At 41.0% G+C, this 22,535-nt stretch carries 20 protein-coding genes; 5 read left to right on the top strand and 15 right to left on the bottom strand.

The window, feature by feature from the left end:
- Positions 1-18: 18 nt before the first annotated feature.
- Positions 19-291 (bottom strand): UPF0223 family protein, encoded by a 273-nt coding sequence (locus AAEO50_RS12620; protein ID WP_341984181.1) that lies wholly within the window; start codon positions 289-291, stop codon positions 19-21.
- A 20-nt stretch (positions 292-311) separates the two neighbouring features.
- The gene (locus tag AAEO50_RS12615) at positions 312-1,268 is read right to left on the bottom strand and encodes a nitronate monooxygenase family protein (protein ID WP_341984134.1); all 957 of its coding nucleotides are present in this window, start codon (positions 1,266-1,268) and stop codon (positions 312-314) included.
- Positions 1,269-1,493: 225 nt separating this feature from the next.
- On the opposite strand from AAEO50_RS12615, the gene AAEO50_RS12610 reads away from it, so the two are divergent.
- Positions 1,494-2,963: an aminotransferase class I/II-fold pyridoxal phosphate-dependent enzyme gene (locus tag AAEO50_RS12610; RefSeq protein WP_341984132.1), complete on the top strand. Its 1,470-nt coding sequence runs from the start codon at positions 1,494-1,496 to the stop codon at positions 2,961-2,963.
- Between the two features lie 154 nt (positions 2,964-3,117).
- Here AAEO50_RS12610 and AAEO50_RS12605 read toward each other — a convergent pair whose 3' ends face one another.
- Both AAEO50_RS12605 and AAEO50_RS12600 read right to left on the bottom strand, forming a co-directional pair.
- A complete protein-coding gene (locus AAEO50_RS12605) occupies positions 3,118-3,237 on the bottom strand; it encodes a GapA-binding peptide SR1P (RefSeq protein ID WP_074439988.1) in 120 nt (39 codons plus the stop codon).
- Positions 3,238-3,713: 476 nt separating this feature from the next.
- A complete protein-coding gene (locus AAEO50_RS12600) occupies positions 3,714-4,547 on the bottom strand; it encodes a polysaccharide deacetylase family protein (RefSeq protein WP_341984128.1) in 834 nt (277 codons plus the stop codon).
- A gap of 531 nt (positions 4,548-5,078) precedes the next feature.
- Between AAEO50_RS12600 and AAEO50_RS12595 the strand changes: the two genes are divergently transcribed.
- A complete protein-coding gene (locus AAEO50_RS12595) occupies positions 5,079-5,462 on the top strand; it encodes a hypothetical protein (protein ID WP_341984126.1) in 384 nt (127 codons plus the stop codon).
- A gap of 129 nt (positions 5,463-5,591) precedes the next feature.
- On the opposite strand, the gene lpdA is transcribed toward AAEO50_RS12595, so the two are convergent.
- From lpdA to AAEO50_RS12570, 5 genes are all read right to left on the bottom strand, one after another.
- Entirely contained in the window at positions 5,592-7,001 is a 1,410-nt protein-coding gene (gene lpdA, locus AAEO50_RS12590) for a dihydrolipoyl dehydrogenase (RefSeq protein WP_341984124.1), read from the bottom strand.
- 4 nt (positions 7,002-7,005) lie between these two features.
- Entirely contained in the window at positions 7,006-8,376 is a 1,371-nt protein-coding gene (locus AAEO50_RS12585; protein ID WP_341984122.1) for a dihydrolipoamide acetyltransferase family protein, read from the bottom strand.
- 125 nt (positions 8,377-8,501) lie between these two features.
- The gene (locus tag AAEO50_RS12580; protein WP_175988707.1) at positions 8,502-9,479 is read right to left on the bottom strand and encodes an alpha-ketoacid dehydrogenase subunit beta; all 978 of its coding nucleotides are present in this window, start codon (positions 9,477-9,479) and stop codon (positions 8,502-8,504) included.
- Positions 9,480-9,482: 3 nt separating this feature from the next.
- Positions 9,483-10,598, bottom strand: coding sequence for a pyruvate dehydrogenase (acetyl-transferring) E1 component subunit alpha (gene pdhA / locus AAEO50_RS12575; RefSeq protein WP_341984119.1), 1,116 nt, complete (start codon positions 10,596-10,598; stop codon positions 9,483-9,485).
- Positions 10,599-11,049: 451 nt separating this feature from the next.
- Positions 11,050-11,709 carry a YkyA family protein gene (locus AAEO50_RS12570; RefSeq protein WP_341984117.1) on the bottom strand — a complete coding sequence of 220 codons (660 nt, stop codon included), beginning with the start codon at positions 11,707-11,709 and terminating at the stop codon, positions 11,050-11,052.
- A 299-nt stretch (positions 11,710-12,008) separates the two neighbouring features.
- Here AAEO50_RS12570 and def point away from each other — a divergent pair, with 299 nt between their 5' ends.
- On the top strand, positions 12,009-12,563 hold the full coding sequence (gene def, locus AAEO50_RS12565; protein ID WP_341984115.1) for a peptide deformylase: 555 nt from the start codon (positions 12,009-12,011) through the stop codon (positions 12,561-12,563).
- 98 nt (positions 12,564-12,661) lie between these two features.
- On the opposite strand, the gene AAEO50_RS12560 is transcribed toward def, so the two are convergent.
- Positions 12,662-13,432 carry a Cof-type HAD-IIB family hydrolase gene (locus AAEO50_RS12560; protein WP_341984113.1) on the bottom strand — a complete coding sequence of 257 codons (771 nt, stop codon included), beginning with the start codon at positions 13,430-13,432 and terminating at the stop codon, positions 12,662-12,664.
- A gap of 681 nt (positions 13,433-14,113) precedes the next feature.
- Here AAEO50_RS12560 and AAEO50_RS12555 point away from each other — a divergent pair.
- Both AAEO50_RS12555 and rnjA read left to right on the top strand, forming a co-directional pair.
- On the top strand, positions 14,114-14,320 hold the full coding sequence (locus AAEO50_RS12555) for a DNA-directed RNA polymerase subunit epsilon (RefSeq protein WP_341984111.1): 207 nt from the start codon (positions 14,114-14,116) through the stop codon (positions 14,318-14,320).
- A 4-nt stretch (positions 14,321-14,324) separates the two neighbouring features.
- Positions 14,325-15,992 (top strand): ribonuclease J1, encoded by a 1,668-nt coding sequence (gene rnjA / locus AAEO50_RS12550; protein WP_341984109.1) that lies wholly within the window; start codon positions 14,325-14,327, stop codon positions 15,990-15,992.
- A 50-nt stretch (positions 15,993-16,042) separates the two neighbouring features.
- Here the strand turns inward: rnjA and AAEO50_RS12545 are convergent, their stop codons facing one another.
- The 5 genes from AAEO50_RS12545 to AAEO50_RS12525 form a co-directional block, all read right to left on the bottom strand.
- Complete coding sequence (locus AAEO50_RS12545; RefSeq protein WP_341984107.1) at positions 16,043-16,705, bottom strand: TrkA family potassium uptake protein; 663 nt, start codon at positions 16,703-16,705, stop codon at positions 16,043-16,045.
- 175 nt (positions 16,706-16,880) lie between these two features.
- Positions 16,881-17,894, bottom strand: a complete 1,014-nt coding sequence (locus AAEO50_RS12540; protein WP_341984105.1) for a cytochrome d ubiquinol oxidase subunit II — start codon at positions 17,892-17,894, stop codon at positions 16,881-16,883.
- An 88-nt stretch (positions 17,895-17,982) separates the two neighbouring features.
- Positions 17,983-19,314, bottom strand: coding sequence for a cytochrome ubiquinol oxidase subunit I (locus tag AAEO50_RS12535; protein ID WP_341984103.1), 1,332 nt, complete (start codon positions 19,312-19,314; stop codon positions 17,983-17,985).
- Between the two features lie 194 nt (positions 19,315-19,508).
- Positions 19,509-20,468, bottom strand: a complete 960-nt coding sequence (locus AAEO50_RS12530) for a nuclease-related domain-containing protein (RefSeq protein ID WP_341984101.1) — start codon at positions 20,466-20,468, stop codon at positions 19,509-19,511.
- Positions 20,469-20,706: 238 nt separating this feature from the next.
- Positions 20,707-22,533: an ABC transporter ATP-binding protein gene (locus AAEO50_RS12525; RefSeq protein WP_341984099.1), complete on the bottom strand. Its 1,827-nt coding sequence runs from the start codon at positions 22,531-22,533 to the stop codon at positions 20,707-20,709.
- Between the last annotated feature and the right edge of the window lie 2 nt (positions 22,534-22,535).

Here is a 22,535-nt window from a genome sequence, read left to right as displayed (position 1 = left end):
CCCGCGGGCGGTCGCTTTTTAATTCATTGTGATTATGTCGGATTCACCGGCATCTTTCATCTTCTTTACTACTTGATAAGAGGAATATCCGCTCGATTCTTCAAATTCACCGCAGATATTTTTCTCCTCAGATTTACTCGGAACAATCTCTTTGAATTTTCGGTAACGAACCATCAAGTCCTCTTTTTTTATTCCTTTTTCATACGCTTTTTCTACAGCTTCAAAGAAAGCGATGACGTCAATAACTTCTTCGGTTTTCCAATCTATCGAGAAAGGATATTGATATTCCATTTGATGCAACAGCTCCTTGATTAATTCCATTTTCTGCGGATTTGCTCTGCCTCGCTGACCATTCTCTGAATCAGGAAATCAACGGTCGGGATATCATTGATCAGCCCCATTACCTGACCGGCCCATCCAAATCCCTCTTCCTTCGTGCCATTATAAATATAACGCTTATTAGCATCCCCGCTGATTAACGTTTTTAATCCTTCGTACCCTGAGCCAGCTTGTTCTGCCTGTAGGATTTTTTCGGTCCAGGAGTTTGAAATAGCCCTTGCCGGGGCACCGAGAGAACGTTTAATCACTACTGTATCATTCTCGCTGCCCTCTAACAAGGCTCTTTTATATTCATCAGAAGCATGCACACATTCCTTAGTCGCTATAAATCTTGTGCCCATCTCCACTCCCTCTGCCCCGAAGCTTAAAGCAGCCATCAATCCCCGTCCATCCCCGATGCCTCCAGAAGCGATGACAGGTATCGAGACGGCATCCACTACTCCAGGGATCAATACGAACGTTCCTATATCGTCTTTACCTAAATGGCCTCCTCCCTCATGTCCGACAGCCATGACAGCATCTGCACCTAACTGTTCAGCTTTCATGGCTTGTCTTTTAGATGCCACCAGGACCAGCTTTATGATACTTGTCCCTTCCAGCTGTTTAAATAACGGCGCCGGGTTCCCCCCTGTAATCGAGACCACAGGAACTTTTTCTTCGATAGCTGCCTCAACAAATCCCCCGAATGGACGGCCATGCTGTCCAATGGCAAAATTGACACCAAAAGGCTTGTCAGTCAACTTCTTCACTTTCCTGATTTCTTCCCTTAGCTCTTCAGGGTGATCAAGGGACATTGCTGTTATTTGACCCAGCCCCCCTGCATTCGATACTGCAGCTGCAAGTTCCGCATATGCCAAATGAGCAAGCCCTCCCTGAATGATGGGATATTTGATGTTTAATAATTCTGTTACTCGAGTCGTCCAGTTCAATTTGACCCCTCCCATATACACGTATTCTTTATAAGATAAATAATTTCCTTCAAGTATGATTAAAATGATTGTAGTATGGGCAAATACCACTATGCAAAGAAAAACCTAAATGCTATAATTCTTTTGTTTGAAAAAAGACTACAATGGAAAATGAAATCCTGTTTTTCAAAAACCGGATCATCGTTGTAAATATACACAATCATACTTAAAGAGGTGTTGAATGAATTGTCTCAAAATGAAACGCCGTTGTTTACCGGCTTAATTGAACATAGTAAGAAGAATCCAGTGCAGTTTCACATCCCCGGTCATAAGAAAGGGGCCGGCATGGATCCTGAATTTAAAGAATTCATCGGGGAAAATGCCCTCAGTATCGATCTCATCAACATCGGTCCCTTGGATGATTTGCATCAGCCAAAAGGAATGATTAAAAAAGCACAAGACCTGGCAGCAGCAGCATTTGGTGCCGACCACACATTTTTTTCGGTTCAAGGAACAAGCGGTGCCATCATGACCATGGTGATGAGTGTATGTGGTCCTGGAGATAAAATCATCGTTCCAAGAAACGTTCACAAGTCCGTCATGTCTGCGATTGTTTTCTCAGGCGCGACCCCTATCTTCATACATCCGGACATCGATGAAGATTTGGGAATTTCCCACGGAATCACAACTGATGCAGTTTCTAAAGCATTGGAACAGCATCCTGATGCAAAAGGTGTCCTGGTCATCAATCCCACCTATTTTGGAATTTCTGCTGACTTGAAACAGATCGTTGAAATCGCTCATTCTTATGACGTACCAGTTCTGGTCGATGAAGCGCATGGAGTTCATATTCACTTCCATGATGATTTACCCCTCTCTGCCATGCAGGCGGGTGCAGACCTGGCAGCGACAAGTGTACACAAGCTTGGCGGTTCAATGACTCAAAGCTCGGTATTGAACATGAAAGAAGGACTCGTTTCAGCGAAAAGGGTCCAAACCATCTTAAGCATGTTGACGACCACTTCCACCTCTTACCTGCTGCTCGCATCATTGGATGTAGCAAGGAAGCGTCTTGCAACGGAAGGACATGAGCTGATCAGTGCAACCATAAAGTTATCTGAAAAAATCAGAGATGAGATCAATACCATTGAAGGACTTAACTGTGTCGGCAAGGAAATCCTTGGGACGAAGGCTACACATGATTATGACCCTACAAAATTGATCGTATCGGTAAAAGAACTGGGGATAAGTGGTTTCGACGCTGAAAAATGGCTGCGGGAGGCTTATAATATAGAGGTGGAAATGTCCGATCTTTATAATATCCTCTGTATCATCACCCCGGGGGATACAGAAGCCGAAGGCAACCAGTTAGTCACTGCCCTAAGGGAGCTCGCGAGTCAATTAAAAAAACATGGAGATATCACTCCTGTAACCGTTATGCTGCCTGATATCCCTGTTCTGGCAATCACACCAAGAGATGCATTCTATGCAGACACAGAAGTCATTCCAATTGACGAATCTGCCGGGCGAACGATTGCTGAGTTTATCATGGTATACCCTCCAGGCATTCCGATTTTCATACCCGGTGAAATCATAACAACAGAAAACATCAATTACATTAAAACCAATATCGAAGCTGGCCTGCCCGTTCAAGGGCCTGAGGATTATGATCTGCGGCATTTGCGAGTAATAAAGGAACATCGTGCAATCCGATAATCCGTCCATTTTAGAGACCCCATTATTCATTCCGGGGTCTCTTCCTTTGCATTATCCTAAATAAAAAAGGTGAAGAAGACCAGGCTTCTTCACCTTTTACTATATGATTACCCCATTAAGTCTGTCGGTCAAATAACCGTGTCTCCCGAAAAAATTAATCGTCTATTTCTACATCATCATTACATTCGCAGCAATTAGAGAATAAAACAGAAACCTTCTCATCTTCGTAGTGTTCAATGGTATTCAGGCATGATTGACAAACAATTGTTCCCATCTTTTTTTCCTCTCCTTTAATGATGTTTTGTAAGCGTTTTATTTAACTTGATTCTATAATAATATAACACATTTAAAAAATCAACCTTAAATTGTATAACATATTTAAGTTTTTATTCTTTTAATTAATCATATTAATTAAATATATGCGAGGTATGGGTTTTAAAGACCTTGATTGGTGGACTTCTAATCACCGCAGTTGATTTCCGTGCAAGACTTCGCTTTCCGCGGGTGACCCGTGAGCCTCCTCGGCTTTGCCTGCGGGGTCTCACATTAGTCACTTCTCCCGCAGGAGTCTTCGTCTTGCACTCCAATCAACTGCTGGAACGAGCTGAATACAAATAACCCATACCTTAAAGAAACTGGAAAAGATTCAATAAAATCAGTCCGTTCAAAAGAGTTATTAGAAAAATTATTATTGATTGAGGAAGAGAGATCATAAAAAAACCTGAACGATATACATTCAGGTTTAAGTAGTTATGGAGTTTGGATTTTGTTTGGGTCGAGGGTTTCGTAGCCTTTTTCCCTTAGTCCTTTTACGATGTCAGTCAATGCTTCACTCGTCCATGTGCGGTCGTGCATGAGGAGGTTTGCACCGGCATTCAGAAACGGGTTGTTGACCATAATGTCCGCTATCGCTTCTTTCGTTTGATATTGCTTTTCCCAATCATAGCCGTACGTCCAATTCATCAAGGCCATTTTTTCTTCTGCTGCAATCTGTCTGCTGTAATCTGTATTCTGCCCAAAAGGAGCTCTGAAGAACTTGGGGCGCTCTCCGGTAATTGATTCGACCAGGTCACTTAATGAAATGATTTCTTCTTTTTGTTTTTCAAGGGAAAGGTCCGGCAGTGCACTATGACTATACGTATGGTTGCCTATCACAAATCCCATGTCGTAAATTTTTTTTAAGATCTCTTTTTCCTCAGGTGTATCAAGAAAATGCCCATTCACAAAAAAGATCGCCGGGGCATCGATCGCTTTCAGATCTTCAGCCATTTTTAAAGCGTGTTTATCAGGAGCATCATCAATCGTCAATAGCACTACGTTGGCATTTTGATCAGCTATGGGTTCAATGCTCCAATTGTTTTCGTTTATTTTGTATTGCGGTTCTTGTACCACTTCTTCTGCCTCTTCTGAAGCGGGTTTGTCTTCTTGATTGTCTTCTGTTTCAATAACATCTGTTTCTTCCATATTTTCTATTTTATCTTCCGAATCTTCTGCCGGGGCAGGTTCTTTTGATACATTTGCAGGTTCATTTGAACATGCAGTCAATAAAAACAAAGTCATTCCTGATGCGATAATCTTTTTCATTATTCTCACCTTTCATCATTCACTTTGAATATTTTAACATATTTCTGTGTGAATCTGGATAAGAATTAAAAGATTTCCATTATATTCTCAAATACTAATTTGAAAGCAAAAAAACAAGATAAGCTGAAAGAGGTTACAAATAAAGTCAATTTTCTGGATTGAACTATCTTTTTAGCTGCTATAAACGCAAGATAGAAAAACAAAACAAACATGATCCACTTATATTCCACATGATCTTTAACTGAAAACCATTCTGCAATATAAAAAATACTCCACAAGATCATCTGTATAAGAAAAGCAACATAAAATTTCATGTAAAACACCCTTCACCCTCCAGTAATTTTAGCAATGAATGTATTAACATAGTATATTATTACAATGTTACTTTCATTATGTCTTTTCATTTCTGTAACATTTTAATGACTTATCCCTTTTCCTTTTTTGCATATGATAAAATGTGAGCAATGAATAGGTCTTTATACGCAGTAATCACTTAAGTTTATGGGCATCGCTAAGAAAAGAGGATGATGTATGAAACATTTACTTACCTTGATTATGTTAGCATCAACAGCGTTACTTCTCACTTCATGTAATGATATAGCTGCAGATAAGGTAGTGTTGGCAGAGGATAGATTCATAGAAAGACAGGTCATATTTTTCACTGATGAACGAAATATCTCCAAAGAAGTTGCCTATTATGATGCCATCATAGAACTTAAGAATAAATATCCTGAAGACCTCAAACAACTAGAAGTAGTTAATCACAGCTCAGATAAATCTAACCCAAAAGTTCAATCCCCTGTTTACCCTGCCATTGTCGTTGTAGATAATAACCAGGTTGTCACTAAAATCACTGGAAAAGCGCATAAAGACCAGATTGTGAAATCAGTCTCTAATGCGATAAAAGAATGGTGAGAGCCCGCTTCCCCATTATCGGAAGTAAAGAAAGGATAGTAACTGTTGACTGCCCCTACGAGCTTATTTTTCTATATACTAAAAAAGATGACCCTCCAATTTAGCAAGGGTCATCTTTTTTATTTATCTTTATTTTACAATATGGATCGGGCTTCCCATCGCAACTTCTGCTGCTTCCATAGAAATTTCGCCAAGTGTCGGATGAGCATGGATGGTCATCGCGACATCTTCAGCGGTCATTCCGGATTCGATCGCAAGTCCAAGTTCAGCGATCATGTCAGATGCGCCGGAACCGACGATTTGAGCTCCGATGATAAGACCGTCTTCTTTACGGGTCACAAGCTTCATAAAGCCTTCAGAAGAATTAAGAGCCAAAGCACGTCCATTTGCTGCAAATGGGAATTTAGCTGCAACAACTTCAATTCCTTCTTCTTTTGCTTCAGCTTCAGAATAACCTACTGTTGCAAGTTCCGGATCTGTGAAGCATACCGCAGGAATTCCAAGGTAATCAATTTCAGCAGGTTCACCAGCGATTACCTCAGCAGCGATTTTGCCTTCATATGATGCTTTGTGAGCAAGTGGCGGTCCATCCACGATATCACCAATCGCGAAGATGTTAGGAATATTCGTACGGCATTGCTTGTCAATCTTGATAACACCGCGGTCTGTCATTTCGATTCCCACTTCTTCAAGACCGATTTCATCAGTATTTGGACGACGGCCTACTGTAACCAGTACATAATCAGCTTCAACTGATTTCTCTTCGCCTTTTACTTCGTATTTAACAACAACTCCGCTGTCACTTTCTTCAACGCCTTTAGCCATTGCTTTCGTGACAACTTCAACACCTTTTTTCTTCAGTCCTTTTTTCACAACTGTTGTCATCTGCTTTTCGAATCCGCTAAGGATATCGTCAGCACCTTCAAGAATTGTTACTTCAGAACCTAAGTTTGCATATGCAGTTCCAAGCTCAGTACCGATATATCCTCCGCCGATTACAACAAGCTTGCCTGGGATTTCCTCAAGTGCCAATGCACCTGTTGAATCAAGGACACGCTTAGAGAACTTGAAGCTGGGAATTTCAATCGGACGGGAACCAGTTGCAAGAATCAAGTTATTGAACTTATATGTTTGTGCAGAGTTATCATCCATTACACGCAATGTGTTTTGGTCTACAAGGTAAGCTTCACCGCGAACGATTTCTGCTTTGTTCCCTTTTAGAAGTCCTTCTACACCGCCGGTAAGCTTTTTGACTACGCCGGCTTTCCATTCTTGCACTTTATCAAAGTTCACTTTTACGTTTTCTGCAACAATCCCCATATCATCGGAATGCTGTGCTTGATGAAAACGATGACCTGCCGTGATAAGTGCTTTTGATGGGATACAGCCAACGTTTAAACAAACGCCGCCCATGTTCTCTTTTTCAATGATCGTTACTTTTTGTCCAAGCTGTGCTGCACGAATCGCTGCAACATATCCACCAGGACCTGAACCAACTACTATAGTATCTGTTTCAATTGGGAAATCTCCTACTACCATCGCATTACGCCTCCATTAATAATAATTCTGGATCGTTCAACAAACGCTTGATGTGGTTAAGTGCATGTTGAGCAGTAGCTCCATCAATCATACGGTGATCGAAGCTCAATGATAATGCTAACACAGGTGCTGCTACAATTTCACCATTTTTAACTACAGGTTTTTCCGCGATACGGCCTACCCCAAGAATCGCAACCTCCGGATGGTTGATTACAGGAGTGAACCATTGACCGCCGGCAGAACCGATATTCGTGATTGTGCATGATGCACCTTTCATTTCATCGCCTGACAGTTTACCATCACGTGCTTTACCGGCCAGTTCATTGATTTCATTAGAAATCGAGAACATAGATTTGCGGTCAGCATTTTTCACAACCGGTACTACTAGACCTTTTTCTGTGTCTGCAGCGATACCGATATTGTAATAATGTTTTTGGACGATTTCGCTTGTAGAATCATCGATTGACGTATTTAATGCCGGAAACTCACGCAGTGCGCTTGTCAGGGCTTTTACGATGTATGGCAAGAAAGTCAGTTTAACACCTTTTTCAGCTGCAACTTCTTTGAATTTCTTACGGTGATCCCAAAGCTTTGTTACATCTACTTCATCCATCAATGTCACGTGAGGAGCAGTGTGTTTAGAGTTAACCATCGCTTTAGCGATTGCTTTACGCATTCCACTCATCTTCTCGCGTGTTTCTGGGAAGTCGCCTTCCGGTGCTTTAGTAGCTGCTGCTTTTGTTTCTTCCTGAGCAGGTGCTTTCTCTTCTGCTTTCGCCTCTGCAGATTCAGCTTCAGCTTTAGCTCCGCCACCGCTTAAGAATGAATCAACATCTTCTTTCATTACACGGCCGTTTTTACCGGAACCGGAAACTTGACGGATTTCTACGCCTTTTTCTCTCGCATATTTACGAACAGACGGCATTGCAATAACACGTTTGTTTGGGTCAACTTCAACATCCGCATTCGCTGTACCTTCAGTTTTTTCTTCTTCAGCTTCAGGAGAAGCATCCTTGTCAACATCCTGACCTTGTTCAGCTGTACCTTGAACCTGGCCTTCTGTTTTTTCTTCAGCCTTAGCATCTTCTTTCTTAGAGCTATCGCTGTCGCTTCCTTTAAATTGAAGGTCTTCATAGCCTGGTGCATCAAACTTTATCAATGTATCACCAACAACAGCTACAGTCCCTTCATCAACAAGGAGCTCTTCAACCGTTCCCGCTACTGGAGATGGAATTTCAACTACTGCTTTATCATTTTGAACTTCACATAGTACATCGTCTTCTTCTACTTTATCGCCAGGTTTTACAAACCATTTAACGATTTCACCTTCATGAATACCTTCACCAATGTCCGGTAATTTGAATTCGAAAGACATGGATTCTACCTCCTGTATTGAATAATAATATAGATGAATGTTGTTATATTTTTATCTGTCTAATTTCTCTGCTTAAATGGGAAAAGAGAAGGGAATTACCCCTTCTGTTTTCTCATGTAAATCAATTAAAATTCAAGTACTTTCTTTGCAGTTTCGATAACATCTTTATGGTTAGGAAGCCATACAGGCTCTGCTTGAGAGAAAGAGTAAACTGTATCCGGCGCTGCTACCCGAAGCACTGGGGCTTCCAGGCTAAGGATTGCACGGTCATTGATTTCAGCAACGACATTCGCTGCGATACCTGCTTGTTTTTGAGCTTCTTGAACCACGATCGCACGGTTTGTCTTTTCAACAGAAGCCATGATGGTATCAATATCAAGCGGGCTTACCGTACGCAGGTCGACAACCTCTACTGAATATCCGTCTTTTTCAAGTTCTTCAGCAGCCTTGATCGATTCGTGAACCATTGCACCGTAAGTGATGATGGAAAGGTCTTTACCTTCGCGTTTCACTTCCGCCTTGCCTAATTCGATTGTGTATTCCTCTTCAGGTACTTCCTGACGGAATGAACGGTATAATTTCATGTGCTCAAGGAAGATAACAGGGTCGTTATCACGAATAGATGAAATTAATAATCCCTTTGCATCATAAGGTGTTGAAGGGATTACCACTTTCAACCCAGGCTGTTGAGCCATTAAGCCCTCTAAGCTGTCAGCGTGCAGCTCCGGAGTATGTACCCCTCCACCAAATGGTGAACGAACTGTGATTGGTGCAGTATATGTTCCGCCTGAACGGTAACGCATACGCGCCATTTGTCCAGAAATGGAATCCATTACTTCGTATACGAAACCGAAGAACTGAATTTCAGGGACTGGACGGAACCCTTCTAATGCTAGTCCGATCGCTAAACCACCGATTCCAGATTCTGCAAGTGGTGTATCGAATACACGGTCTTCACCGAATTCTTTTTGAAGTCCTTCCGTTGCACGGAATACACCGCCGTTTAGACCTACGTCCTCACCAAAAACTAATACGTCTTCGTTGTTACGCAGTTCTGTGCGCAGTGCATCAGTGATCGCTTGAATCATTGTCATTTGCGCCATGGCTTATTTCGACTCCTTTTCTTTATAGATTTCCAGCTGTTCATTTAAGTTGTATGGAAGCTCTTCAAACATGTTATTGATGAAATCACTAACTTTTTGTTTAGGCTCTCCATCAGCTTTTTTGATAGCTTGTTTAATGTCTTCTTTCGCTTCTTCGATTACTTCGTTTTCTTTCTCTTCGCTCCATAGCCCTTTTCCTTCAAGGAACTTACGGAAACGCACCAATGGATCTTTCTTCTCCCAGTCAGTATCCATTTCAGAAGTACGGTAGCGAGTCGGGTCATCCCCAGCCATTGTATGTGGTCCATAACGGTAACACATTGTCTCAATCAGTGAAGGACCTTCACCGTTTACTGCACGTTCTCTTGCATCACGTGTCACTGCATAAACTGCCAATGGATCCATTCCATCTACTAAGATACCAGGGATTCCTGCAGCCACTGCTTTCTGAGCAATTGTTTTACCGGCAGTCTGCTTGTCACGAGGTGTAGAAATTGCGAATTGATTGTTTTGCACGACGAAGATGGCCGGTGCGGAATAAGCCCCTGCAAAGTTGATACCTTCATAGAAGTCACCTTGTGAAGATCCGCCGTCACCAGTGTAAGTGACTGCAACTGCTTTTTTCCCTCTCTTTTTAAGGCCCAGCGCCACACCTGCAGTTTGAATGTATTGAGCACCGATGATGATTTGTGGAGACAATACATTTACACCTTCAGGAGGCTGGTTGCCTTTGAAGTGTCCACGTGAGAATAAGAAAGCCTGGTATAACGGAAGACCATGCCATACGATTTGAGGTACATCACGGTAACCCGGAAGAATCCAGTCCTCTTTCTCCAGCGCAAAGTGAGAAGCAATTTGTGAAGCTTCCTGTCCTGCTGTCGGTGCATAGAAACCTAAACGTCCTTGACGATTCAGGGAAATTGATCTTTGATCGAGAATACGAGTGTAAACCATGCGGCGCATTAATTCCTGAAGATCCTCGTCGGAAATTTCCGGCATTGCGTCTTCGTTTACTACTTCGCCTTCTTCGTTTAAAATTTGAAACATTTCAAACTTGTCTTCAATCTGCTCGAGCGTTTTAACTGCATCGAATTGTGCCTTCTTTGATTTAGAAGCCATCGAAGTCACCTATCCTTTCTGTATACATTTATTTTGGTTTTTTACATACAAAGTTTAGATTACCCAAATTCAGTATGACCTACCACACTTACTTGCGAAGAACATTATAGATAGTTTTCCACAAATAATAAGAAAGAAAACCCATATTTACATATTAGGTTATCTGTATTAGTCTGTTTACCAGTTTCACTAATACAACTTTTACTACCTTTCATAGTTTACAATATAAAAAAACGTCTCGTCAACGACAAAGTATTATAATTTCAAGATATTTCTAAAATTCCATTAAGATTTAAAAGCATCCTCCAGAAAACTGTATCAATGAGACTGAAACATCTGTTATATATAAACCCACACCATTTCCTAATCTGTTATAGAGTAATATGAGGTAAGCTAAAAAAAAAAGAAAGGCGAGGGAAACGGTCTCCCTTGCCTTTCTTTCTATCCCTACTTATTCTTTTTCTTCAACATCTATACCTGCAGTTGAATAAAAGCCTTGTTTAAGTTTGTTGAATTGTTCAGTTTTTGTATTATATTCGTTGTTTAACTTGATTGTTTTTTCATATGCTTCATTGATGGAAGTAATTTGTTTTTCTAATTCTTCCATCGTCAATTCTTTCTTTTTGAATAATTCATAGAGTTCTTTATCCTGTGAAAGGGCATCCAAATATGAAGCAGTCAATTCTTCATGAAGCTGATAACGATCTTTCATTATCTCTTCCAATTTCCCCGCTTCACCTTTGAGTTTTTCGTCTTCTAACTTTGTAATGAATTCATCCAGAGTAGAAAACTTTTCTTTTGCTTCCTTCATCGCTTTACGTTCTTTCTCAATATAACCTGTTCGTTCAGATATATTTTTAAGAGCGTCTTCAGAAAGTTTTACGATTTTATCGAATTCTTTCATTCCAAGATTCATGATCTCGGTATAGATTTCTTTTTCATTTTCTTCTAAACCTTGGAGAGGTTTCTGTACCTCAACGTATTGTTTTTCCTCTGCAACTGTTTCTTCAAGAACCTTATGGATGTTCTCTTGAGGGGAAGAACCTCCCACACACCCCATAAGAACAGTGATAGCCACTCCTAAAATGATAGCAAAACGAAATTTCGACACGACCAGATCCCCCTTAACTATATAACACCTTCTACTATATCTTCGTCTACAACATTTGACAATAGGGATTTACAACTGTGGAAAATATTGTCGATTAGACTATTCTCCTATTTCCATAACTATGTACAGGACCTGCAAAGTATTCCTCCATTAACAAAAGCTGTCCTGTTAACTTTTTAATAAGAAAATGCTAGACTTATTTTATACATATTGGTATATCTTATTAGGAGTCAATACATATATTAATACGAACACTGTCTGAATATACAGTGCCGCTGTCATTGTAAGGAGGAAGTTTTATGATAACAATGAAAGACATCATCCGCGAAGGCCATCCCACTCTTCGCAAAATGGCAGAAGATGTATCACTGCCACCTTCAGCTGATGATAAGGAGATATTAAGAAGTCTGCTTGAATATGTAGTGAACAGTCAGGATCCCGAAATTGCAAGCAAATATGGACTGAGGCCAGGAGTAGGCCTGGCAGCCCCTCAAATTAATGTCGCCAAGAAAATGCTTGCCATAAACGTGATTGATGATAAAGGGACATTATACAGCCATGCCTTATTCAATCCAAAGATCATCAGTCATTCGGTTGAAAAAGCGTATCTGACTTCAGGAGAAGGGTGCCTTTCCGTTGATCGTCATGTTCCCGGATTCGTTCCCCGCTATGCCAGGGTTACGATAAAGGCATGGAATTTGGACGGAGAAGAAGTGAAACTCAGATTAAAAGGATTTCCCGCGATCGTTATCCAGCATGAAATCGACCATTTGAACGGCGTCATGTTTTACGATCATATTAACGAAGAGAATCCTTTTCAACCGATACCAGGTGCATTAGCCATTGAAAGATAAATTAAATAATCCAGACGAGTGTAAGTAGAGAAGGCCACCTGATAACAAAAGGACGCATCCACGTTGAACTTGGATGCGTCCTTTAATTTTAATATAGGTTATATTAATTGAAGCTCTTTCAGTCCGTAGAAAATCCCATCTTCATCTACCGGTTTCGTTATCATGTTGGCATGCTTCTGCACTTCGGTGACAGCATTCCCCATTGCAACACCTGTCCCTACTGACTGAAGCATCTCGATATCATTAAGACCATCCCCAAAAGCATAAACATCTTCCATCTTGAAACCCAGCCTATCGATCATCTTCTTGATTCCCTCTGCTTTCGAACCGCCTCCAGGAAGAATATCCATCGAAAATTGGTGCCAGCGGATAAATGTAAATTCCTTGTATTTATCCCTATAGAATCCTTCTTCCTCTGCAGGACAGAATAATAGCGACTGATAGATTTCGCGGTCTTTATAAAAGTCCGGCGAATAACCAGGGTGAGGAAACTTCAAACTGCCCATACTTTTTTCAATGTAGCGATGATGCTTATGGTTCGCTTTCATTGTTTCATGATTCAGATGAACTACAGGGTGTTCATGTTTATAGCTGTCTTCCAGCAGATCTTCAAGCTTATCGACATTAAGTGGATTGGTGTAGATGACTTGGTTTTCAAAGACCACATATTGCCCGTTAAACGAAACAAATGACTCGATTCCAAGCTCTTCTCTTAAGCCCTCATACATAAAAGGAGCTCTCCCGGTTGCAATTGCCACATATGTTCCATTTTTCTGCAGTGTTTTAATTGCTTCTTTTGTCGCATCCGGCAATTTTTTATCATGATCCAATAATGTTCCATCTATATCAAAAAAAACTATTTTTTTCATCGCTGATCTCCTTTTACTATCCAATAAGAAATATCTGATTGATTCGCTTTTTAAGGTAAACCTTTCAAAATTAATTGTCAAACAACTAGATTATTCACCCATTGCCATACTTATCCATGTAATAGAATGAAAAAATTCCGTACACTATAAGTAAGACAATAGAGACGTTAGCATGATTGCACCTTTACTTCAGTGGACATTCTCGGTAAACTAATGATAAGGAGTGAGCCATATGTTAAAGAAGCTAAGAAAAAAGCTTTTAAAACAGTGGAAAGATATTCTCAAAAGAAAAACAATAGCTTAGACTGACTCCCTTCAACACTAGTTTCTTGAAGACAAAAGAAGAATGTTATACGTTTAGGGACTGAAGCCATTCGCGAGCATTTTTTCGTCTCCTTTGGTTTCGGTCCTTCTTATTTTATATCGCTATTTTCATCCATCGTTTCTTGTAAAACTTTATTTACTCACGGGAATCCTTTATAATCAAAACATACATAATCAATATTATCATTGTAGATTACATTTTATTATTGTTTATTAATAGAATACCTAAAGGAATTTTACACTAATCATTCCTTTTTTAGTTACAGGTATCTGCATACCTTGTAGACATAGTTGATAACTTTTTTATCATAGATGAAAGTTAGATTTTTTGAAAACGGATAAGGAGAGAGAAAAAACATGATTTTCAAAGTATTTTATCAAGAAAGTAAAGCTGAAGTGCCTGTTCGCGAATGCACTAATTCACTTTACATGGAAGCAGACACAGAAAGAGAAGTACGCCAGAAACTTAAAGACCAACCTTATAACATTGAATTCGTACAGAAGCTAGAGGGCGCTTTTTTAGAGTATGAACAAAACCACCATTCTTTCGAGCTGGAGAAATAAGCAGATGAAATTTGTGAAGAATGACCAAACCGCAGTATTTGCCCTTGGCGGTTTAGGTGAAATCGGTAAAAACACATACGGCGTACAATTTCAAGACGAAATCATTCTAATCGATGCAGGAATTAAATTTCCTGAAGATGAATTGCTCGGAATCGATTATGTAATTCCGGATTACACATACCTTGTGAAAAATGCGGATAAAATCAAGGGACTCTTCGTCACTCATGGTCATGAAGATCACATCGGCGGAATTCCTTACCTGCTCCGTGAATTGAATATTCCCATTTACGGAGGCAAACTTGCTCTTGGTCTGATTAAAAATAAACTGGAAGAACACGGTTTATTGAGAAATGCCAAGTTGAATGTCATTCAAGAAGATGATGTGATCAAGTTCCGTAAAACATCTGTAACCTTCTTCAGAACGACTCACAGTATTCCTGATTCTTATGGAATTGTGGTTAAAACACCACCAGGAAATGTCGTTCACACAGGAGACTTCAAATTCGATTTCACCCCAGTCGGCGAGCCCGCGAACCTGGCCAAAATGGCTGAAATCGGTAAAGAAGGCGTTCTTTGCCTGCTGTCTGACAGTACAAATGCAGAGGTTCCTAACTTTACAATGTCTGAACGCAAGGTTGGTGAAAGCATCAATGATATCTTCCGCAAAGTAGACGGACGGGTCATCTTTGCAACCTTTGCTTCAAACATTCACCGTCTTCAACAAGTCGTTGAGGCAGCTGTTTACCATAACCGTAAAGTTGCCGTATTCGGACGCAGTATGGAAGCAGCCATTACGATCGGTCAGGAATTAGGATATATCAATGCTCCTAAAGATACGTTTATCGAGCACAACCAAATCAATCGCCTGCCAGCGAACGAAGTTGCAATCCTTTGCACCGGTTCACAAGGTGAGCCAATGGCGGCACTATCAAGAATAGCCAATGGTACTCACCGCCAGATTCAAATACAGCCTGGTGATACTGTCGTATTTTCTTCTTCCCCTATTCCAGGGAACACGATCAGTGTTAATCGTACGATCAACCTGTTATACCGTGCCGGTGCTGAAGTTATTCACGGTCCTTTAAATGATATTCACACGTCAGGTCACGGCGGACAGGAAGAAATGAAACTGATGCTGCGCTTAATGAACCCGACGTTCTTCATGCCTATCCATGGTGAGTTCAGAATGCAGAAGATGCATGCTCAACTCGGAGTTGACTGCGGAGTCCAAGAAGGAAACTGCTTCATCATGGATAACGGTGAAGTACTGGCGTTAAGCGGTGACTCTGCACAGGTTGCAGGTAAAATCCCTTCTGGCAATGTCTATATAGATGGAAGCGGGATCGGCGACATCGGCAACATCGTATTGCGTGACCGCCGTATCCTTTCAGAAGAAGGACTCGTCATCGTAGTCGTAAGCATCGATATGAAAGAGTTCAAGATTGCTTCAGGCCCTGATCTAATTTCAAGAGGATTCGTTTATATGCGTGAATCCGGTGATCTCATCAATGAAGCTCAGAACCTGATCGCCAAGCATTTAAACAAAGTTCTTGAAAGAAGAACTTCACAATGGTCTGAAATCAAGAATGAAATTACTGATACATTGGCTCCATTCTTATATGAAAAAACGAAACGACGTCCAATGATATTACCTATCATCATGGAAGTTTAATAATCAAAAAAAGGCTCAGAGTGAATACACTCTGAGCCTTTTCTTACGTATTACAGTGAAAAGACCTTCTTTTCAAAACGGTTAATATCTGTGTCGGCACCAATGACGATCAAGATATCCCCTGCCCTTATTTGTTCATCAGCTTGAGGGGAAACGATGATGTCCCGCTCCCGTTTTATGGCGACAATATTGATTCCATACTTGGCGCGAATATCCAGATCAATCAACGTATTTCCCGCCAATTGGTCATTCGCAACAATCTCGACGATTGAGTGCTCATCTGAAAGCTCAAGGTAATCCAATACGTTATTGGATATGATGTTATGAGCGATTCTTCTTCCCATATCACGTTCGGGATGTACGACCTGATTTGCCCCAATTTTTCTTAAGACTTTTTCATGGTAATCGTTCTGAGCTTTAACGGTTATCTTTTTTACACCGATTTCTTTTAGCATGAGCGTGGTCAATACGCTTGACTGAATATCATCCCCGATGGCTACGATCACGTGATCAAAGTTCCTGATGCCGAGGCTTTTCAAAACTGATTCATCTGTTGAGTCAGCCACTACTGCATGAGAAGCAATCGAGGAAAATTCATTGACCTTATCTTCATCCTGGTCGATGGCCATTACTTCCATCCCCTGCTCGGTCAAAGAGCGCACGATGCTTCCCCCGAACCGGCCCAATCCAATAACTACAAACTCTTTTTTCATAATTAATTCCCCCAGATTTTCCAGTAACATCATATCTACATTTTAGCATGAAGTTTACGATTGGATAGGTAATTGACACGAAAAAAGCGAAAAAACATGTTATCCGATATGCAGGATTCACATGATTCTTCGCTTTGATATTAGCATTGTTATTCAAAGTGGTACGCTAGGCTTATTATTTCTTCCCTTTTACATAGTCTGCATCAAATAAAAACAGTCTCATCAGTAATATCAACGACGGAATCAGCAGCAGCAATCCCGCAACAAAAGCAATCACTAGTGCCATACCCATTGTAGGGTTGGTTACACTCGACTCAATCGTAATGAACGGCTTCAGGATATATGGTAAATGCGACGAGCCATATCCGAAGAATGCAAAGAAGAACTGCAGCATCACCAATACAAAAGCAGTTCCGAAATTCTGACGTTTATAAATCAGGAAAGAGGCGGCCAAAAAGCTGGCTAAAGAAAGTCCGAACATCCACCATATATCAAGGGCATTCATAAAATGTTCTTCATTGTGTTCTCTGAGGCCGACAAATACTAATAAACTCGCTAAAATCGTAGGCGGGCTCCAGAATAATGAAAACTTCCTCAGTACCTCACGTGAATCCATATCCCCTGCCCTATCTGCATAATATGTCAAAAAGGCTGCACTGATAAACAATACAGACACGATGGATAGAACAACTACGCTCCAGGAATAAGGGCTTGTAAACAATTCACCCGCTAGGAAAATAACATTTCCGTCGGTAACCTCGAGGAACCCCCCTTCAGAAATCGTCAATGCTGTAGATAATGAAGCAGGAATCAATAACCCGGTCGCTCCATAAAGGAAAAGATATACGATATTTTCCTTCGAACCATAATTATTGAAAGCGTAGAAGCTGCCACGGATGGCAAGCAGTATAATGGCAATACTCCCCGGGATCAGCAATGCAGTTCCATAATAATAAGCTGCATCAGGGAAAAAACCGACAAGTCCTACAAAGAAGAAGACAAAGAAAACATTTGTTACTTCCCATACAGGAGATAAGTATCGACTGATCAGTACATTCAATGTATGCTCTTTATTTTTCAGCCTTCCATAAAAGGCAAAGAATCCGGCACCAAAATCAATGGATGCCACAATTAGATAGCCATAAAGGAAGATCCATAAAACCGTAATCCCCACTATTTCCAAACTCATAACCATTCCTCCCTCATAGTCCCCTTTCTTTAAACAGGCAGCCCCTTCCATTTAACTTTATAGATAAAAGGGGCTGCCGGGGTTATGCTTAGCGTTTAGGAAATCGCTGTTCCAACTCCGCTTCAGCAGGTTTATTCTTGAACATCTTGATTAACACGACTACACAAAGAATTCCAAGCAGAATATATAAGGCGACAAACATCACAAACGTCAAGCCTACACCATCCGCTTTCGTTGCAGCATCCGCAACCTTCATATATCCTCTTAGGATCCACGGCTGGCGCCCTACTTCTGCATAGATCCAGCCGAATTCGATAGCCAGCATAGCCAGCGGACCACTTGCTACTATCCCCCATAACAAGGGCTTGTTCCATTCATTCATTTTCTTCCATTTCCAGAAAAGAATGAACAACCCTGCAATGAACATACTGTAGAATCCGATCGAAACCATCAGATCAAATAAATAATGAATCCATAATGGTGGTCTTTCATCTTCAGGCGTCTCATTTAACCCGATTACTTCATGATCAAATGAATTGCCTGCTAAAAAGCTCAGGAAACCTGGAAGCCTTATTTCATTGTGAACTTCATTATTTTCATCCAGGGTACCGAATACAATGAGATCCGCATTTTTCTCAGTTTCGAAATGCCACTCTGCGGCAGCCAGTTTTTCCGGCTGATGCTCGGCGAGGAATTTGGCGGATAAATCCCCTGCAAATGCTGTCGCAAATGCAAAAATAAGCGCTGATACCATTGTTAAGCGAAGGGCTTTACGATGATACTCGCTTCCCTTTTTCTTTAAAATTGCAAAAGCCGTAATTCCGGCAAGAATCAACGCTGAAGTCAAATAAGCTGTTGTCAGTACATGGAATACCTTTGTAGGTGTTGCTGGATTCAGCATGGCAGCAATCGGATCGATATTGATCGCTTTCCCATCACTCAGCTCGAATCCCTGAGGCGTGTTCATGAACGCATTCACCGTCGTAATGAATAACGCAGAGGCTGAAGAACCGATCATGACCGGAATCGTCAATAACCAGTGAATCCACTTATTCTTGAAACGGTCCCACGTATATAAATAGATTCCTAGAAAGATAGCCTCAAAGAAAAACGCAAATGTTTCCATAAACAGAGGCAGCGCTATAACCTGCCCAGCTACCTGCATGAAAGCGGGCCATAACATAGACAACTGCAGACCGATCGCCGTACCCGTAACTACCCCTACAGCAACGGTAATCGTAAATCCCCTCGCCCATCTTCTTGCCAACAAAATATAGTGGGGATCATTACGCTTGATCCCCACAAACTCAGCAATCGAAATCATAATTGGCACCCCTACACCAATCGTTGCAAAAATAATATGAAACGCAAGGGTCGTTGATGTCAACATCCTGCTTAATATCACACCATCTAAAACCATTTCATTAATCCCCCTACCAGTTAATAACGAATACTTATTATTTATCACTTAATGGCTATTATAAAACCTTTCCATGCGTTTGTGAAGTATTGAACATGTATAATTTGTGACATTTTTCACAAACTTATGTTTGGTTTTAGTTTATAGGGTGTGGTGGGGTTTGGCAAGGGATTTGTTTGGGGTGGGTATACTCATCATAAAGCATGAAAAGGAGTAATATAATGCTTCGCCTTGTTTTTACCCAGTGAAACGAGATTCATAGAAGTTAGAAGGATATGGGTTATTTTAGGGGAACTTAAGTGGAGAAAAGCGCGAGCTGGGCTGTTATTAATGGTTGGCTTCACTAATAAGAAGTAATCAAAGATGGCCTTTTCATGGACATTTTTATCATAACTATTACACTCACTGCAATACCATGAAGCTTTCTTCCGCTCCATTCCAAAGTTCATAAAAGTCACGCACTGCACTCCAGTAAATATCGTTTCTTCAGTTTTAGTTATAATAGGAAAGTCCACGTGCGCTTTAAGTAATTTCTTGACCAATTGCTTCGTTTCCCTATCATCAAGGAAAGATTTTGAAAAAGTCATTTGGATGTCAGTAATCTTTTTTATAAGATCTTCTACTTTGATGATATGATCCTCTAATCGGTTACTATTTTGTAAGCCAGTTAAAACAGCCGCAGGGTTAGTGAACACTACTAGAAATTCAACCGGTAATTCAAAATATCCTTTGTCTTTAAGCCATTGTTTTAAATGGTGTGTGTACCGTTTTGCCTGTGATACGGGATTGGTGAACCCCATTGTGATTCCAACGTTTGTAGTTCTTGAAAATTGGTTGAATTCTCCCCCAATACTTAATGAACCTGAAATATTTTTCACTTCAATTATCAGGGCAAGGGATTTGAAGATTAGAAGGGAATCGATTTGGAAGGAGGTATCCCCTATTGGGATGTGAAGGTCGTTGAGAATATAAAAATTCTTCGTATCAATTGTACTTAAATGACGATCAACCATGCATTCACCGTGATAACCTGACCAATATTTTAATAAGTCTTCCTTAATTTTTGGACGATACGGTGAGTTTTGAGTTATCCTTCTTAATAGAGCTTCTTTATAGAGGATTATAAGGGGAATCTTTCTTCCTTTGATTATCAAGTCATCTCTCCTTTTTTCAGTTGATCGTAATATTCGCCTTCTTCACCTAGATTTCCTCTATTTAGGATGATTTTTTAGGAGAATAGGATTTATCTGCCATTTTCTGAATTTATCTGCCATTCTTCAATTCCCGACAAATTCCGCCACCGTGCCCACTGCTTCACGATTCCGCTCCACTCCTCCACCACAACCACAAAAAAACCCCGCAAACCAAGCGCGGGGTCCTTCCAAATAACGATCACATAGCCTCCAGCATCTTAAACTGCGACTTCACCAACTCATAATAATCGCCTTCTTGATCCATCAGTTCATCGTGATTACCGGATTCTTTGATCTTACCGTTCTCCAGTACAAAGATGTTATCAGATTCACGAATGGTCGATAGACGGTGGGCAATGATGATCGCCGTTCGCCCGGCAAGCAGTTTTTTCAAGGCGTTTTGAATCTTGACTTCTGTTTCTGTGTCGATGGAAGCTGTTGCTTCATCTAAAATGATGATACGCGGATTAGCAAGCAGCGCACGTGCAAATGAAAGGAGCTGCCTTTCACCGACAGATAAGACATTACCTCTTTCTTCAACTTCGGTGTCGTAGCCGCCTGAAAGCTTCTCGATGAATTCGTTGGCCCCGATGGCTTCTGCTGCTTTCCGGACTTCTTCATCCGAAGCATCCGGCCTTCCAAAACGGATGTTATCCTTGATGGTTCCTGAGAAGATGAATGTATCCTGCAGCACAATGCTGATTTGATTTCGCAAACTGGAAACTGTTACATCGCGTAAATTGATGCCGTCAATCTTAACTTCGCCCTTTGTAGGGTCGTAAAAGCGGCTGATCAAGTTGGCGATGGTTGTTTTTCCGGAACCTGTATGACCGACCAATGCAACGGTCTGACCCGCCTTCATTTCCAGATCGATGTTCTTGAGTGCTTTTCTATTAGCATCATAGGAGAATTCGACATTTTCAAATTGAATTCTTCCTTTGATGTCGTCCAAGTTCATAGCGTCATGCTTTTCATCGACAATCGGCTGTTCATCGAGAAATTCAAAGATACGCTCTGAGGAAGCCATTCCGATAAGGAGCTGATTGTATACCTGGCCGAGCCTTGAAATCGGCTCCCAGAACATCCCAAGGTAGAAGGCAAATGAAACAAATTCCCCCAGTTCCAGGGATCCCCCTTGAATAAGATGGACACCATACCAAATCAAGACTGCTGTCCCTACTGCATTTGTCAATTCAACCATCGGCCTGAACATGGCGTTTTTCTTGGTGGCTGTTTTCCAGCTGTCGAAGGTTTCGGTATTTACACCATCGAAGAAAGCCATATTTTCTTGTTCCTGGGTAAACGATTGAGTAACGCGAATGCCCTGAATGCTCTCATTCAAATGAGAATTAAGTTTTGCTTGTTTTATTCGTACATCCTGCCACGACCTGCGGATATTTTTTCTCAGGCTCGTGGAAATAAAGAACATGATTGGCAGAATGACCATGACCGCCAATGTAAGTTCAGGGCTGAGTGTGAATAAGATGACAATGATCCCGGCAAGCAGGATGATATCCATCAGCAAGTTGATGACTCCATTCGTAAATAGTTCCTGAAGGGAGTTGATATCGTTCATGATCCGAACGAGGATCGAACCGGCAGATCGCTGGTCGAAAAACCGATGCGAAAGCCATTGAACATGACTGAACAAATGCTTACGCAAGTCATATATGACTCCCTGCCCGAGCTCGTTCATCCAGCGTATCCGGAGAACATTGGCGATATAATTAATGACGTATAGTCCTGCGATAATGCCCACCAGTGTAAATAGAAGCGTTCCGTCTTTCTGTCGTATCGCTTTATCAAGCGTGTAGACCCCTATCAAAATAGGGATGATCAGCCGTATGGCGGTTGTAATCAGGACGGTAACGATTGAAAGGGGAAGCAGTTTTTTTGAATATGGCTTTAAATAGGTTAGTAAGCGCCAAAGCTGTTCCCAGTTAAAAGGCTTGTCGATTACCTGATCGGTTGAATAATGAAATCGGCTTAAGGCATTCTTATTGACTTTGGATTTGTTTTTACTCATTC

It is taken from the genome of Rossellomorea oryzaecorticis (assembly GCF_038405515.1).
Lineage (GTDB): Bacteria > Bacillota > Bacilli > Bacillales > Bacillaceae_B > Rossellomorea > Rossellomorea oryzaecorticis_A.
The sequence above is the reverse complement of the archived record's forward strand: the minus strand, read 5'-3'. Positions and strand labels throughout refer to the sequence as shown.

Excerpts from the sequence above, each read along its gene's own strand:
- AAEO50_RS12620 (WP_341984181.1), bottom strand. The coding sequence starts at position 291 with ATGGAATATCAATATCCTTTCTCGATAGATTGGAAAACCGAAGAAGTT.
- AAEO50_RS12605 (WP_074439988.1), bottom strand. The coding sequence starts at position 3,237 with ATGGGAACAATTGTTTGTCAATCATGCCTGAATACCATTGAACACTAC.
- AAEO50_RS12600 (WP_341984128.1), bottom strand. The coding sequence starts at position 4,547 with ATGAAAAAGATTATCGCATCAGGAATGACTTTGTTTTTATTGACTGCA.
- AAEO50_RS12595 (WP_341984126.1), top strand. The coding sequence starts at position 5,079 with ATGAAACATTTACTTACCTTGATTATGTTAGCATCAACAGCGTTACTT.
- lpdA (WP_341984124.1), bottom strand. The coding sequence starts at position 7,001 with ATGGTAGTAGGAGATTTCCCAATTGAAACAGATACTATAGTAGTTGGT.
- AAEO50_RS12585 (WP_341984122.1), bottom strand. The coding sequence starts at position 8,376 with ATGTCTTTCGAATTCAAATTACCGGACATTGGTGAAGGTATTCATGAA.
- AAEO50_RS12580 (WP_175988707.1), bottom strand. The coding sequence starts at position 9,479 with ATGGCGCAAATGACAATGATTCAAGCGATCACTGATGCACTGCGCACA.
- pdhA (WP_341984119.1), bottom strand. The coding sequence starts at position 10,598 with ATGGCTTCTAAATCAAAGAAGGCACAATTCGATGCAGTTAAAACGCTC.
- def (WP_341984115.1), top strand. The coding sequence starts at position 12,009 with ATGATAACAATGAAAGACATCATCCGCGAAGGCCATCCCACTCTTCGC.
- AAEO50_RS12560 (WP_341984113.1), bottom strand. The coding sequence starts at position 13,432 with ATGAAAAAAATAGTTTTTTTTGATATAGATGGAACATTATTGGATCAT.
- AAEO50_RS12555 (WP_341984111.1), top strand. The coding sequence starts at position 14,114 with ATGATTTTCAAAGTATTTTATCAAGAAAGTAAAGCTGAAGTGCCTGTT.
- rnjA (WP_341984109.1), top strand. The coding sequence starts at position 14,325 with ATGAAATTTGTGAAGAATGACCAAACCGCAGTATTTGCCCTTGGCGGT.
- AAEO50_RS12545 (WP_341984107.1), bottom strand. The coding sequence starts at position 16,705 with ATGAAAAAAGAGTTTGTAGTTATTGGATTGGGCCGGTTCGGGGGAAGC.
- AAEO50_RS12540 (WP_341984105.1), bottom strand. The coding sequence starts at position 17,894 with ATGAGTTTGGAAATAGTGGGGATTACGGTTTTATGGATCTTCCTTTAT.
- AAEO50_RS12535 (WP_341984103.1), bottom strand. The coding sequence starts at position 19,314 with ATGGTTTTAGATGGTGTGATATTAAGCAGGATGTTGACATCAACGACC.
- AAEO50_RS12525 (WP_341984099.1), bottom strand. The coding sequence starts at position 22,533 with ATGAGTAAAAACAAATCCAAAGTCAATAAGAATGCCTTAAGCCGATTT.